11 protein-coding genes are annotated in these 13,961 nt (G+C 72.6%); 7 read left to right on the forward strand and 4 right to left on the reverse strand.

What is annotated here, in order from left to right:
- Positions 1-79: 79 nt before the first annotated feature.
- The 3 genes from DEJ50_RS32025 (at position 80) to DEJ50_RS32040 (ending at position 4,721) form a co-directional block, all read left to right on the forward strand.
- On the forward strand, positions 80-1,198 hold the full coding sequence (locus DEJ50_RS32025; RefSeq protein ID WP_223838001.1) for a hypothetical protein: 1,119 nt from the start codon (positions 80-82) through the stop codon (positions 1,196-1,198).
- Positions 1,199-1,302: 104 nt separating this feature from the next.
- Positions 1,303-2,982, forward strand: coding sequence for a DUF885 domain-containing protein (locus tag DEJ50_RS32030; RefSeq protein WP_150211541.1), 1,680 nt, complete (start codon positions 1,303-1,305; stop codon positions 2,980-2,982).
- Positions 2,983-3,368: 386 nt separating this feature from the next.
- A complete protein-coding gene (locus tag DEJ50_RS32040; protein WP_223838002.1) occupies positions 3,369-4,721 on the forward strand; it encodes a (2,3-dihydroxybenzoyl)adenylate synthase in 1,353 nt (450 codons plus the stop codon).
- An 11-nt stretch (positions 4,722-4,732) separates the two neighbouring features.
- On the opposite strand, the gene DEJ50_RS32045 is transcribed toward DEJ50_RS32040, so the two are convergent.
- Both DEJ50_RS32045 and DEJ50_RS32050 read right to left on the reverse strand, forming a co-directional pair.
- Complete coding sequence (locus tag DEJ50_RS32045) at positions 4,733-7,222, reverse strand: CehA/McbA family metallohydrolase (protein WP_150211543.1); 2,490 nt, start codon at positions 7,220-7,222, stop codon at positions 4,733-4,735.
- Between the two features lie 119 nt (positions 7,223-7,341).
- Positions 7,342-8,133 (reverse strand): SDR family NAD(P)-dependent oxidoreductase, encoded by a 792-nt coding sequence (locus tag DEJ50_RS32050; protein WP_150211544.1) that lies wholly within the window; start codon positions 8,131-8,133, stop codon positions 7,342-7,344.
- A gap of 140 nt (positions 8,134-8,273) precedes the next feature.
- Here DEJ50_RS32050 and DEJ50_RS32055 point away from each other — a divergent pair, with 140 nt between their 5' ends.
- The gene (locus DEJ50_RS32055) at positions 8,274-8,846 is read left to right on the forward strand and encodes a TetR/AcrR family transcriptional regulator (RefSeq protein WP_150211545.1); all 573 of its coding nucleotides are present in this window, start codon (positions 8,274-8,276) and stop codon (positions 8,844-8,846) included.
- 33 nt (positions 8,847-8,879) lie between these two features.
- Here DEJ50_RS32055 and DEJ50_RS32060 read toward each other — a convergent pair whose 3' ends face one another.
- A complete protein-coding gene (locus DEJ50_RS32060; protein WP_150211546.1) occupies positions 8,880-9,497 on the reverse strand; it encodes a TOPRIM nucleotidyl transferase/hydrolase domain-containing protein in 618 nt (205 codons plus the stop codon).
- 204 nt (positions 9,498-9,701) lie between these two features.
- On the opposite strand from DEJ50_RS32060, the gene DEJ50_RS32065 reads away from it, so the two are divergent.
- On the forward strand, positions 9,702-10,229 hold the full coding sequence (locus DEJ50_RS32065) for a hypothetical protein (RefSeq protein WP_150211547.1): 528 nt from the start codon (positions 9,702-9,704) through the stop codon (positions 10,227-10,229).
- A 236-nt stretch (positions 10,230-10,465) separates the two neighbouring features.
- Complete coding sequence (locus DEJ50_RS32070) at positions 10,466-12,289, forward strand: FAD-binding dehydrogenase (protein WP_150211548.1); 1,824 nt, start codon at positions 10,466-10,468, stop codon at positions 12,287-12,289.
- Between the two features lie 728 nt (positions 12,290-13,017).
- Here the strand turns inward: DEJ50_RS32070 and DEJ50_RS32075 are convergent.
- Positions 13,018-13,398 (reverse strand): VOC family protein, encoded by a 381-nt coding sequence (locus tag DEJ50_RS32075; protein WP_150211549.1) that lies wholly within the window; start codon positions 13,396-13,398, stop codon positions 13,018-13,020.
- Positions 13,399-13,569: 171 nt separating this feature from the next.
- Here DEJ50_RS32075 and DEJ50_RS32080 point away from each other — a divergent pair, with 171 nt between their 5' ends.
- A complete protein-coding gene (locus DEJ50_RS32080) occupies positions 13,570-13,953 on the forward strand; it encodes a CU044_2847 family protein (RefSeq protein ID WP_150211550.1) in 384 nt (127 codons plus the stop codon).
- Positions 13,954-13,961: the final 8 nt, after the last annotated feature.

The raw sequence follows: 13,961 nt of genomic DNA on the forward strand, positions 1-13,961 counted from the left end.
CATAGTCTGTTCGTTCGTCTCAGTCGTCGTGGAGGGGGAGCCGGTGGAGGAAGACCGTCGCACGGGGTCGGGGGGCGCCGTGCACATCAGGGTGGCGACGGCCGCCGCATACCTGGTTGCAGGCGCGGTCCATCTCCTGACCGCAGGACTGCTCCTCGGCGGAGTGCTGTTGATCGTGCTCGGTTTCACGACCGTCGTCCAGCCCATGCTGGGCCTGGCGCTGGTCGTCATGGCCCTGGTGGTGCGCCCGCGCCTGGGGCGGCTGGATCCCGAGCTGCCGACGCTGTACCGAGCCGATGCACCGACCCTGTTCGAACTGCTGGACCGCATCGCCGAGGCGGTCGGGGTGCGCCGCCTCGACGCGGTGCAGCTCACCGCGGAGTTCGCCGCCACCGTGGTCCCGTACGGACTCCTCCGCAGGCGTCGCCTGGTCCTCGGCGTTCCGCTCTGGGCCACCCACTCCCCGCAGCAACGCGTCGCCGTCCTGGCCCGCGCCATGGCCGACCTCGATCCCGGCCATGTCCGGCGGGGCGCCGTCATCGGCACGGCGCTGGGGGCGCTGACCGCCGGGGCGAACCTGATGCAGCCCGCGGGCCGGGGTGCCGTCCTCAGCACCGGGCCGGACGTCGCCCGGCATGCGCCCGACCTGGCCGAAGGAGCCCTCCGCTTCAACGCCCGTACGCGGGCCAGCGAGTGGGCGCTGTGGCTCCCCAGGGTGGCCGTCACCGCCACCGCCCGGCTGCTGCTGTGGCTCACCCGGCCGGCCGCACGGCGCGCCCGGCTGGCGGCGGACGACACCGCGGCGCGCACGGCCTCCACCGAAGCCGTTATCGCCGCCTTGGGCGACCGGCGCCTGGCCCGCGCGGTCATCGTCGAAATGAACCGGATGGTCATCGAGGCGAGGACCGTCGTCCGCGCCCGCTCCACCACGGCCCTGCCGGCGGAGGACCTCTGGGCCCGGGTGGCCGTTCATACGGCGGGTCTGCGCGAACAACGCGACGGTGGCCCGTCCGCTGAACCCGCCGCAGCCGCGCGCGTCAAGCGCCTGGCCGACGCTCCGGACCGCCCCGCGGCGGTCACGGTCGACGAGCCCGCCCGGACCCGCATCGAGGACGAACTCCGGCCGTCCGCCGATGCGGTGGCGCACCGGGTGATGCGTGACGGCGTCCCGCCGGCCTACGAGACCGCCGGCCGCTAGGGGGTGCGACACCCCTCGCTCCGGGCCCGGGGCGAGCGAGCCAGTATCGGCCATTCTGCGGTGCCGCGGGACTGGGTGTTGTCCGGGGCGGGAAGGTGCTGCGGATGCCGAGCCAACCGGACGCCCTGCCCCGTGAGATCTCCGACGCCTACGTCGACGCCCTGGTCGAGCTGGATCCGCTCGTCGGCATCACCCTGGGCCTGCCCGGTGCCTCGGGTGCGCTCCCCGACTTCTCCCCGGACGGCCGGGAGGCGCTGGCCGAACTCGCGCGCAGGACCCTGGCGCAGCTCAGGGCCGCCGAGCGGGCACCGGGCGCGGACAGCGACGTCGAGCGGCGGTGCGCGACGCTGCTGAAGGAGAGGCTCGGGGCCGAGCTGGCGCAGCACGAGGCCGGTGAGCACCTGCGTGCCGTCGACAACATCTCCTCGCCGCTGCACCAGATCCGCAAGGCCTTCCCGCTGATGCCGGTGGCGACGGAAGAGGACTGGCGGGCCATCGCCCGGGGCCTCAACGCCGTGCCCGCCGCCCTGGCCGGCTACCGGGCCTCGCTCGACACGGGCGTACGGCACGGCCTGTCGGCGGCGCCACGCCAAGTCTCCGAGAACATCACCCAGTTGAACGAGTGGCTGGGCACGGGCGGCTTCGGCCGACAGGCCGTCGACGCTCCCGGGAACGGCCTGCGTACGGAGGTCGAGGCGGCGGCGCGGACGGCCAACGAGGCGGTCGCCGGACTGCGCGACTGGTTCACCCAGGTGTACGCCGGACAGGTGGAAGGGCAGCCGGACGCGGTCGGCGGCGAACGCTACGCCCGCTTCGCCCGGCTGTACACCGGTGCCGAGGTGGATCCGGACGAGGCGTACGCCTTCGGCTGGTCGGAGTTCCACCGGCTGCTCGCCGAGATGCGCGCCGAGGCCCGGCGGATCCGGCCCGGAGCGGACGACCCGTGGGAGGTCCTCGCCTGGCTCGACGACCACGGGCGCGCCATCGAGGGCGAGGAGGAAACGCGGCTGTGGTTGCAGTCGTTCATGGACGAGGCCGTCGAGGTGCTGGACGGGAGGCACTTCGACATGGCCGGACCGGTACGGCAGGTGGAGTCCCGGATCGCGCCGCCGGGCGGCGCGGCAGCCCCGTACTACACCCAGCCCTCGCTGGACTTCTCCCGCCCCGGCCGCACCTGGCTGCCGACGCTCGGCCGGACCCGGTTCCCGACCCACCATCTGGTGTCCACCTGGTACCACGAGGGGGTGCCCGGCCACCACCTCCAGATGGCGCACTGGACGCTCGTCGCCGACTCCCTCTCCCGTTACCAGACGAAGGTCGGCAGGATCAGCGCCACCACCGAGGGCTGGGCGCTGTACGCGGAACGCCTCATGGACGAACTCGGCTTCTACACCGAGCCGCAGGACCGGCTCGGCCACCTGGACGCCCAGATGATCCGGGCGCTGCGGGTCGTGGTCGATCTCGGCATGCACCTGCGGTTCGAGATCCCGGCGCACTCGCCGTACGCCGCCGGCTGGCGCTGGACCCCGTCCCTGGCCCGGGAGTTCCTCGGCCGCTACTCCGGCCGCCCGTCCGAGTACCTGGACAGTGAGATCGTCCGCTATCTGGGCCGGCCGGCCCAGTCGATCACCTACAAGCTGGGCGAACGGGCCTGGCTGCAGGGCCGGGAGGCGGCCCGAGCCCGGCAGGGCGCGGACTTCGACCTCAAGCGGTGGCACATGGCCGCGCTGTCCCTCGGCTCCCTGGGACTGGACGACCTGCGGGCGGAACTCGGCCGGATCTGAGGCGGGTCCTGGCATACCCTCGGCTCCGTGCCCCGTAAAGCGAAGAAGCCCCGCCGCCTGGTCGCCGACGGGCGGACGTACCTGTGGTCGCTGCGTCACCGTCACCGTGCGCCGGACGGCGGCCGGTCCGCAGACTGCCGCGAGACCCTGACGCTGTACCCGCAGCCGGCCGGCAGCCGGACGAGCGGCGGGCGGTGGAGGCCGACGGCTGGACCCTGCTGGCGGCGGCAGCCGCCGCCGGGGCCGCGGACGACGCCGAGGGTTGGTCTTTCCGCTGAGGGGATCCGGCGTCCTTGGTTGGGACAGCACATTGTGCACGGGGCAGTTGAAGGATTGGATTCCCCAGGTCTGGATCAAGATCGCGGTCGAGGTCGAAGAGGAAGCGCATGACATCCATGCTGGACGGCTGCACGCCCTGGCCCGAGGCATTCGTCGACCGCTACTGGGCGGCCGGCCACTGGCATGGCAATACGCTGGACAACCTGCTGCGCGGCTGGGCCCTGCAGTACGGACCGCGGACCGCGCTCGTAGACGGCGGCGGCACCGGCGGCACCCGCATCACCTATGCCGCCCTGAACCGCCGGGTGGACCGGATGGCCGCCGGGTTCAAGCTGCTCGGCCTGCGGCCCGGGCAGCGGGTCGTCGTCCAGCTGCCCAACGTCCCCGAATTCGTCATCACCGTCTTCGCGCTGATGCGCGCCGGTGTGGTTCCCGTGCTCTGCCCGATCACCCACCGCGCCCCCGAGCTGTCCCGACTGGTGCAGCTCACCGAGGCCACCGGCTATGTCGCCCCCTCGACCCACCAGGGGTTCGACCACACGGCGACGGCGGCGGAGATCGCTGCCCAAGGACCCTTTCTGCGGCGGGTGTTCACCCTGGAGGAGCCGGGCACCTCGTCCCCGTACGGCGGGTTCACCACCGACCCGTCGAACTGCTACTACTTCACGCTGAGTTCCGTGGACGCCCCGCCCGAGCCAGCGGGGCGGGCGCAGCGCGCCGACCAGGTGGCGTTCCTGCTGTCCGCCGATGACACCAGGATCGTTCCGCGCACCCACAACGACTACGCCTACCAGGCACAGGCCGCCGCCGAGCTGGTGTCGCTCACCGAGAACGACGTCTATCTCGCCGCGCTGCCCGCCGAGTCCAACTTCACCTTCGGCTGCCCCGGCATCCTCGGCACCCTCTCCGCAGGCGGCACCGTCGTCCTGGCCGAGAGCCAGGAACCCGCCGAGTGCCTTCCGGCCGTCGAACGCGAGCGGGTCACCGTCACATCGTTGCAGCCCGCCGCCGCCCGGCTCTGGCTCGACGCACTTCCGGCCGTCCGGGCCGACGTGAGCAGTCTGCGCCTGGTACAGATCGGCGGTGACACGCCCTTGGACCGTGCCACCGCCGAACGCATCCGCCCCGAACTGGGTTGTCGCCTGCAGCGGGTCTTCGGGAGGGCCGAGGGGCTGCTCACCCTGACCCGGCCCGCCGATCCGGACGAGACCGTACTCACCACACAGGGCCGGCCGCTGTCACCCGACGACGAGATCCGCATCGTCGACGCCGACGGCAGGGACGTGCCCGAGGGGGAGCCCGGCGAACTCCTCGCCCGCGGCCCGTACACCCTGCGGGGCTACTACCGGTCGCCCGCCCACAATGCACGCTCCTTCACCCCCGAGGGCTACTTCCGCACCGGCGACCAGGCCCGACGCACCCCGGACGGCAACCTGGTGGTGACCGGCCGCCGGGCCTGAGGTGCCTTCCGCTAGCCGGAGCTGACGGCGGTCACATGGGTGCTGCCATCCCGCAGGGCGGTGATGCGGACCTGTCCCGCCGGGAAGGGGTCCCTCCCGTTCGGGCCGGGTATCTGCGCGAACGGCGTCCAGGAGCCGTCCGGCTTCCTGATGTTGTGCCAGATGCGTCCGTCCAGCCCGACCGCCACGACCTGGGCGGAGCCGTCGGGGGTCCCCGCGATGCCGATGGCACTGGCCCCCATGGTGGCGGTGGTGACGCCCCGAGGGGACCGGAACCCGGTCCAGGAGCCGTCGGGCCGCCGCACCTGGTGGTACACGATCCCGTCGAGCCCGATCGCGAGGACCTGGGAGGAACCGTCGGGCATACCGGTGATCGCCAGGGCCGGGCCGGAGAACGTCGGGGCCCCGTGGTAGCCGGCCAGGCGTCTCCACGCCGTCCAGGCACCGTCACGGCCGCGGGTGCAGTGGTACATGGCGCCGTCCGTGCCGTAACCGAGCAGCTGGGCGGACCCGTCGGGCATCGCGGTGACCGACACCTTCGTCGCGCCCCAGTGGCTCTTCGCCGTGAAGCCGGGCACGGCCCGGAACCCGGTCAGCCCGCCGTCGGCGCGGCGCTGCTGGTGGTAGGTGGTGCCGTCCATGGCCGTCACCACGATCTGGCAGGTGCCGTCGGGGAAGGCGGCGATATCCGCTTCACGGACGGCGAACCCGGTCGAGCCGGCCGCACCGGCCGCACCGGTCGACCCGTCCGGCCCGGCGAGGCGCCGCCACGGCTCGAGGGTGGCCGGTCCCCGTACGACCGTGAGCCACAGGCCGTTGTCCGGCGCGATGCCCAGCACCACAACCGAGCCGTCCGCAAGGCCGGCCGAGGCGCACTGGACCCCCGAGAACGAGGCGGTGCCCGCGGCGGCGCCCGGCAACGGCCGCATGCTGCTCCACGACCCGTCGGGGCGGCGCACGGTGTGGAAGAGCGCGCGCCGCTCGATGTCGTACGGAGGCAGTTGCGCGGAGTAGAACCACACCGGGTTGGTGAGGGCCACCAGTTGGTCCAGCGTGGTGGAGGCGGGCTTGGGCCGGCGCACCTCGGCCCGGGCGAACAGCGAGGCCTTGCCCCAGCCGCGCCAGTGCAGCCGCCCCCGGCCGCGGCCGTCGATCCTGGTGGCGGCCATGATGCCCCACTCGGTGTACAGCGTGGCGATGCTGTCCGGGGCGCCCGTCACCTCCAGGTTCACATCGACGGTGTCGAAGAGCGACAGGGGCAGTTCCTCGCCGGGCCCCGCGACCGCCCCGCCGGCGCGGGCGGTGAAGTCGACGGTCACGGCCGCGGATTCGACGGCGTACGACCGGCCCTGGCGCAGTGCGTCCAGCACGGCGGGCGCCGACAGGCTGGTGGCGCGTACCACGTTGTGGGGCCGGCCGACGGCGTCCGAGGGGCTGTGGGCGTCGCTGTTGCCCACGGCGGCGACCCGCTTGCCGAGGCAGAGCATGACGTGCCAGGCGGCGATGTTGGCCGCGTCGTCCAGGGTCCACGGCCCGTTCCACACCTCGAGCGCGTCCACCCGGTCGAGGCCGAACTCCCAGAAGGATCCCGGTGCCGGAGTGAGCGGATGAGCGGCGATCGTGATGCCGCCGAGACTGTGCACGCGCCGCGCATGGCCCTCGAACACCCCCTGGTCCGCGGGACCGTAGCGCCAGTCCACCCACTCGCCCTGCGGCAGGCCGACGGCCAGCCAGTGGCCGTGCCGGGTGGTCACCTCCTCGGCGTTGAGGACCAGCAGGTCGGCCGGGACGTTGCCCTGCCATGTCACCCCGGTGGAGCTGGTGTTGTGGTCGGAGGTGGCGATGAAGTGCAGCCCCTCCCGGCGGGCTGCCGCGACGATCTCGTCCACCGTGCGCTGGCCGTCCGAGTGCACGCTGTGCAGGTGCAGATCGCCCCGGTACCAGCCGGGTCCCCGCCCCGCGACCGAGGCCGGCAGGATCTCGTACGGGGTCTGGGGCAGCGGGTCTCCGTGGTGCAGGGTGACATCGACCTGCCAGGCCATGCCGCCGGCGCTCCGGACCATCGGCCCCAGGATGACGGACCAGCCGCCGGGCTCGACAGGCCCGGGCAGGTAGCCGGGAGTGGCGTCCGCCGCGGAGAGGGTGAACCCGGACCGTGCGCCGCCCGACCAGCCGCGGAAGCCGGACGGGCCGAAGATGCCGAGGTCCAGGATGCCGGCGGTGGCGTCGTGGGAGGTGGCCACGGAGATCCGCTGGACTCCGGCGGGGACGTCGAAGGCGACGTACGCCCATGGGGCGTTTCCGTACGGGGAGCGGCCCCGGTAGGTGGTGGTCACGGTGCCGGTGCCCTGGCCCCGAGTCGTGGCCTGCGCGACCGGTGCCGGCACCAGCGCGGCGGCTCCGCCCGCGGCTGCCAGCAGGCCCGCCAACCGGAGCAGGGACCTGCGCTCGACACCCGGGCCGGGGGCGGGAGTTGCGTTCGGGAGGTGTTCACTCGGCACGATGGTGCTCTCCGTTCACAGGGGTGAGTGGCATGGAGGCGTTCAGGTGCGAGGACATACGGGTGCGAGGGCATACGGGTGCGGGGCGGTCCCGCCCGGCGGTGCGGGACCGCCCGCTTCTAACGGCGTGAGCGCTGGGCTTCGACGATCTGTCGCACGGAGCCGTCGACGCCCGCCCGGGCCTGGATCCGCTCGGCGAACCCGGGGAACTGCCCGGCGATGGCACTCAGCAGCCGCAGCTCCAGCGGCGCCACATTGACTTCACACCGGTTGCGCCGGACGGCCCGTACGACACCGTCGGCGACCTGGCCGGGCGTGACGGTCCTGATACCGCTCGGCGTGGCGGCACCGGTGGCCGCGAACATCCCGGCGTCGCGGACGAAGCCGGGCTGGACCAGGGACACCCCCACCCCCGTTCCCACGAGTTCCTGGCGCAGGGCGAGGGCGAATCCGCGCAGCCCGAACTTCGTCGCGTTGTACAGGGAGGTCGACTTGGTCGCCGCCTTGCCGGAGATGGAACCGACCAGGACGATATGGCCGTGGCCGCGGGCCACCATACGCGCCGCGAGCAGCCGGGTCAGCAGAACGGGAGCGCGGAGGTTGACGTCGAGGGCGCGGTCGAGCTGCTCCTCGGTGTAGTCGAGGAGGTCGCCGCTGGCGGGCAGGGCGGCATTCGCGACGAGAACGTCCACGTCGGCACAGGTCTCGGCAAGGCGGAGGACATCGGACCGGTCGGCCAGATCGGCGACGACGGTGCGGGCGCCACAGGCCTCAGCAGCGGCTTTGAGGACCTCCTCCCGCCGCCCGGTGACCGTGAGGCGGGCCCCCTCGGCGGTCAGGCGTGCGGCCAGGGCGGAACCGATGCCGCCGGTGGCCCCGGTGAGCAGAACGTTCGATCCGGATATCTCCACGACGACTCCCGTGTGGCGTCTTCTGTTGTTCGTTCGAACGAACAGTAGGGATCGCTCCGCGCCTTGTCCACACCCCGTACGTCCCCAACTCCCCGGCCCCGCCCGGGTGGCCGCACGGGCCGATGGGGCAGAATGCCGATATGCCCCATGCTTCCGACACCCGCCAGAGCATCATCGACGCCGTACTGCGGATCATCGGGCAGGACGGCATCGCCGCCGTCACCAACCGGCGGATCGCCAAGGAGGCCGGAGTCTCCCTCGGTTCCGTCACCTACCACTTCGCCACGCAGCACGAGCTGCTGCGCGAGAGCATGCTGCACTTCGTGGCCGAGGAGACCCGGCACTTCACGGCTCTCGCCGACGCATGCTCCGACGAGCACTTCGACATCGGGCAGGCGGCGGAGGTGGTGGCGCAGGTCGCGGGCGGCAATGCCTTCGACAGCCGCCACATCGCGCCCTTCGAGCTGTACGTCCAGGCCGGGCGCGACGAACGGCTGCGCGCCGCGGCAGCCGAGTGTTTCGCCGCCTACGACCTGCTGGCCACCCGGATCCTGACCCAGCTCGGCGTACCGGACCCGGAACGCCTGGCCGGCGCGGCCGTTGCGCTGGTCTTCGGGCAGCAGCTCCGCCGGCTGGCCACCGGCGCCCCGGCCGTGGACCTCGTCGACACCCTGCTGATCCTCACGAAGCTCACCCCGACGGAAACCCCGTAGACGCCGTGCTCAACTGCTCAACTGCTCAACGGGTCACAGGCCGGCGAGAAGGCCGTTCAGCGGCGCGGGCACCCGGTCGGGGGTGAGAGCCTCGACCAGGAGGCGGCCATAGCGGATCTTGCGGCCCTTCTTCGTGCCCATGAAGCGCCGCAGCTGATGGTGCCGGGGCCGGCCGAGCTGGGCCGGCTGCCGTACGAAGGTCTGCCAGGCGCGCAGCTCGTCCTCGGCCCGGACGATCTGCTCGATCCGCTCCGGTCCCAGCGCACGGATCAGCTCCTCCTCCAGGTCCGCCGTGCAGACGAAGACCCCCGACCGCGACGCCCCGGCCGCGTCGAGGCCCCGGTCGAAGAAGGGCTTTTCGCGCTCGTCGCACAGGCCGACCAGGCGCAGGCCCAGACCGGCCGCCCCGAGGAGCCCTGCGTAACGGCCGACGTTCATCGCCCCGCCCATCGACAGCACGCACACCCCCTCGGCGGCCAGGTCGCGGCCCCGCCCGGCGGCCAGCGCCTCGACGGCCGCGAGGTCGCTCAGCCCTTCCAGCAGGACCACGGTGTGCACCCCGAGGAGCTGCGCAAGCTCCCGCGCCGGCTCCCCGGAGCCCCCGCCCGCCCAGCCTGCGACCTCGTCCCGGAACCTGCGCATGTCGACCATGCCCGGGAGTCTGCTACGTACGCCCGGGGCAGTGCACGCGATATTCGGCTGCGCCGAGTCGTGGCGTCCAGCTCCTCCCGCTACTCTCGATGTTGAGGGACCACCGCGACCGCCCCCGGCCTCCGCAGTGCAGGAGGGGCCGGTCCGGACCGTCCGTCCCGCCATCGTCACCCGCGAGACCCTCCGGTGACGAAGGGAGCCACCATGAACATCCACAGCCGGCGGTGCACGCCGGCCCTCTTCGGTACGGCACTGGTGATCGCGGCCGGTCTGACGGTGGCGCCCGGTGCCACCGCGGCTCCGGCCCCCGCCGGGGCCCCGTCCTCCGCCGTGGCCTCGGCCCCGGCGAAACAGTGCATCGTCCGTGACGGCTATCCGCCGGCCGCCCGGAACACGAGCGTCGGCGGCACGCCCGCGAAGTACAAGTTCAGCTCCTCCCCGTACATCGGCGGCCGGTACGACAGCTGCGCCCGCACCCTCAAGCTGTACTACGGCGGCTATGCGAGCCCCCGTTGGTCCTACTACGAGATCTCGTACACCTATCCCACCGCGCGTCAGTGGACCAGCCAGCGAGGGCAGATGGGTGAACGCCGCATCATGACCTGGAACAACCCCGAACGCGGCAGCTGGAACTTCAAGGTCCGTGCGTGCGCCCAGGCGATCGACGATGCCCAGGGGCGCAACTGCACCTCCTGGTCCCCGCAGCTCTTCGTGTACACCGGCACCGGCTGATCCCGGTTCCCCGTTCGATCAACAGAAGATGCATCAACAGGCCTTGTTTCCCGGTGATGTGAGACTGCGTCAGTGATCGGCGTGGTTGGCGGGAAGTGGTGGGTGCAGGGGGCTGGCAGGCCCGGTCGCCCGTGGGTTACCGTCGGTAATACCGGTCGGTAATGTTCTGTCGTCCGGTGCTCACAGCTCCCACACCCACCTCACCCCACCCTCACCCCCTGGGATGAAAGGCCGTCATGGTGAACGCCGGAAACACGTCCGAGGCACGGCGCGAGGACAACACCGGGGAGCCGCCCGGCGTCACGCGCCGCCGGGCCCTCACCGTCACCGGCGGTGTACTCGCCGGGGCCGCCCTGGCCGCCCACGCTTTCCCCGCCTTCGCCGCCGAGTCGTACCACGCGGACGCCATCGTCGTCGGGCACGGCCTCGCCGGCCTGGTCGCCACCGCCGAACTCGCCGCGGCCGGGCGGAAGGTGTTGCTCCTGGACCAGGAACCGGAGGCCAGCATCGGCGGGCAGGCGTTCTGGTCCTTCGGCGGACTGTTCTTCGCGGACTCCCACGAGCAGCGCCTCATGGGCATCAAGGACTCGCGTGACCTCGCCTGGCAGGACTGGCTCGGCACAGCGGGCTTCGACCGCGACGTGGACGACCCGGCCGGCCCGGACCACTGGGCGTACAAGTGGGCCGAGGCGTACGTGGACTTCGCCTCCGGGGAGAAGCGGTCCTGGCTGTCCTCACTGGGCGTGCAGTGGTTCCCGATCGTGGGCTGGGCCGAGCGCGGCGGCGGACTCGCGGACGGCCACGGCAACTCGGTGCCGCGGTTCCACGTCACCTGGGGGACGGGCCCGGCGGTCGTCGAGCCGTTCGAGAAGAAGGTGCGGGCCGCCGTCGGGAACAAGAAGGTGACCTTCAAGTTCCGGCACCGCGTGGACGAGCTGGTCACGACCGCGGGAGCCGTCACCGGCGTACGGGGCGCCATCCTGGAACCCAGCAGCGCGGCCCGCGGCACGCCCAGCTCCCGTACCGTCGTGGGCGAGTTCGAACTGCGCGCCCCCGTCGTCGTGGTCACCTCCGGAGGCATCGGCGCCAACCACGAACTCGTCCGCCGGAACTGGCCGGCCAGGCTGGGCACCCCGCCCGCCAGCATGGTCACGGGCGTGCCCGCGCACGTGGACGGCCGGATGCTCGCCATCACGGAACGCGCGGGCGGACGCATCGTCAACCCCGACCGGATGTGGCACTACACCGAGGGGCTCCGCAACTACGCCCCGATCTGGCCCGGTCACGGCATCCGCATCCTGCCGGGCCCGTCCTCGATGTGGTTCGACGCGAAGGGCCGGCGCTTCGGCACGCCGGACATTCCGGGCTACGACACCCTGCACACCCTGAAGTCGATCACGGACACCGGCTACGACTACTCGTGGTTCGTGACCACGCAGAAGATCCTCGCCAAGGAGTTCGCCCTCTCGGGCTCCGAGCAGAACCCCGATCTCACCAACAAGGACATCCTGAAGCTGCTGTCACGGATCTGGCAGAGCCCGGAGCCGATCGAGAGGTTCAAGCAGCGGGGGGCCGACTTCGTGGTCGCCACGAACCTGCCCGACCTGGTCACCGGAATGAACCGGCTGACCGGCGACGACCTGATCGACCTGGACGGCCTCAAGCGGCAGATCGAGGCCCGGGACCGCGAGATCGAGAACCCCTACACCAAGGACGTCCAGGTCATGGGGATCCGCAACGCCCTCGCCTACCCCGGGGACACCATCAGCCGGACGGCCTCGGCCCACCGGATCCTGGACCCGGCCGCCGGCCCGCTGGTGGCCGTACGCCTCAACATCCTCACCCGCAAGACGCTCGGCGGACTCCAGACCGACCTCTCGGGCCGCGTCCTGGACGCCTCCGGCGCCCCCGTACCCGGCCTGTACGCGGCGGGCGAGGTCGCCGGTTTCGGCGGCGGCGGGGTGCACGGCTACCGGTCCCTGGAGGGCACGTTCCTCGGCGGCTGCATCTTCTCCGGCCGACAGGCCGGCCGGGCGGCTGCGGCGGCCACCGGGGTCTGACCCTGGGACGCCTGCTGCCGTCCGTCGGTGCCGGTCCGCCCCCGGTGCCGGGTCACCGGCCGTACGTCCGGTGGCACAGCGCGGTGACGGCGGGGCCGGTGATGCCGCGGGCCGCGCGGCACAGCTCGGCCATGTCCACGGCACCGCCCCCGGCGGCGGGCCGTACCGGGCGGTGCGGTACGGGTGTCCGGGCGCCCGGCCGCGCCTTTGCCCCGGCCCCCTTTGCCCCGGCCCGCTGGGGCCGGGGCTTCGGTGCCGGCCTCGGCGGGGCGCCCCGGCGGGGCGCGGGTCCGGCATACCGCCGGTCCGCGCCGGATGCCTTACGGGCCGGGGGCACAGCGCGGTGACGGCGGGCGGGCGCGGGGTCCGGAGCAGCGGCGGACTCGGACTCGGGCTCGGATGAGGACTCGGGCTCCGGCCCGGGCAGGCGGGAGAGCGGCAGTGCCGTACGGTCCGCCGGCGCCTCGGCGCGGGGCCCGGTGGGCGGGGCCGGGACAGGAGCAGGGGCAGGGGCGGGGGCAGGGTGGACCGTCATGCATCCGGAAGCCGCCAACAGGGCGGCGAGGAGCAGCGGAAGAGACCAGCGGCGCATGGCTGCCACCGTGCCGTACACACCCCCGCAGCGCCCGGACAGCCCGCTTCGCTCCCCGGATGGGATGAGCGTGCGGATGTACCGGGTTGACGCCGCCTCACCACCCCACCCACCCCGCCCGAGGGGCCGTGGGAGGTCAGAGGGGCTTCAACCGCGTGCGCAGGAGACAGAACTCGTTGCCCTCGGGGTCGGCCAGGACGTGCCAGCTCTCCTCGCCGGTCTGGCCGATGTCGACGGGGACGGCGCCCAGTGTCAGCAACCTGGCCAGCTCGGCTTCCTGGTCGCGGTCGGTGGGGCTGAGATCGATGTGCAGCGGGAGCTTCCCCCGCTTGGGGTCGCGGCCCGCGTTGAAGACCAGGGTGGGCTGTGCGCCGCCGAACCCTTCGCCGGGCGGGCCGACGGCGATGCCGTCAGCGTCGCGCTCCCGCTCGACGTAGCCGAGGACATCGCACCAGAATGCGGCCAGTAGGTCAGGGTCTTCCGAGTCGATGACGAGTTCGCTGATCCGGGATGCCATGCGGCGAGGATAGGTGCGCCGGCCGCCCTCAGTGATCCGGCGCGCCCACGCGGCGGCTCGGTTTCGGCCATCTCCGGTGCACATGCCCCCCGGGCTTGCCTCAACTCCGGTCACCCGTGCAAGAGTTGCCACCACATCGAGCTGCTGGGTGACGGGGGAGAGTGATCGGTCATGGGAACCGAGGTGCGTACCGTCGAGGTCCCGCTGGAAGACGGCGCCGACGGAGTACTGCGCGTGCAGATCCGGGAGGTGGACGAGTCGCTGGCGCGGGTCGGGCGCGGCGGCGGTGCCGTGACCCGGGCGTCGCGGACCTTCGGGGAGATGGTGGACGGCATCCGGCCGGTCGCCGACAGTTTTGTGAGCCGGCTGACCGGGCTCGTGCACCGGCCGGACGAGATCACCCTGGAGTTCGGGGTCTCCCTGTCCGCCGACGCGGACATCGTCATCGCGAGCACCTCCACCCAGGCCAACTTCTCGGTGACCCTGACCTGGAACTCCCAGGCCCCCACCCCGCAGGACACCCCCGCCCCCGATGCCCCGCAGGACAACGCCTAGGGGGCGCG

Source organism: Streptomyces venezuelae (assembly GCF_008642295.1).
Taxonomy (GTDB): domain Bacteria; phylum Actinomycetota; class Actinomycetes; order Streptomycetales; family Streptomycetaceae; genus Streptomyces; species Streptomyces venezuelae_C.

Bases quoted from the DNA above. Each gene is read 5' to 3' on its own strand.
- DEJ50_RS32055 (WP_150211545.1), top strand. From the start codon at position 8,274: ATGCCCCATGCTTCCGACACCCGCCAGAGCATCATCGACGCCGTACTG.
- DEJ50_RS32040 (WP_223838002.1), top strand. From the start codon at position 3,369: ATGACATCCATGCTGGACGGCTGCACGCCCTGGCCCGAGGCATTCGTC.
- DEJ50_RS32060 (WP_150211546.1), bottom strand. From the start codon at position 9,497: ATGGTCGACATGCGCAGGTTCCGGGACGAGGTCGCAGGCTGGGCGGGC.
- DEJ50_RS32065 (WP_150211547.1), top strand. From the start codon at position 9,702: ATGAACATCCACAGCCGGCGGTGCACGCCGGCCCTCTTCGGTACGGCA.
- DEJ50_RS32070 (WP_150211548.1), top strand. From the start codon at position 10,466: ATGGTGAACGCCGGAAACACGTCCGAGGCACGGCGCGAGGACAACACC.
- DEJ50_RS32030 (WP_150211541.1), top strand. From the start codon at position 1,303: ATGCCGAGCCAACCGGACGCCCTGCCCCGTGAGATCTCCGACGCCTAC.
- DEJ50_RS32075 (WP_150211549.1), bottom strand. From the start codon at position 13,398: ATGGCATCCCGGATCAGCGAACTCGTCATCGACTCGGAAGACCCTGAC.
- DEJ50_RS32080 (WP_150211550.1), top strand. From the start codon at position 13,570: ATGGGAACCGAGGTGCGTACCGTCGAGGTCCCGCTGGAAGACGGCGCC.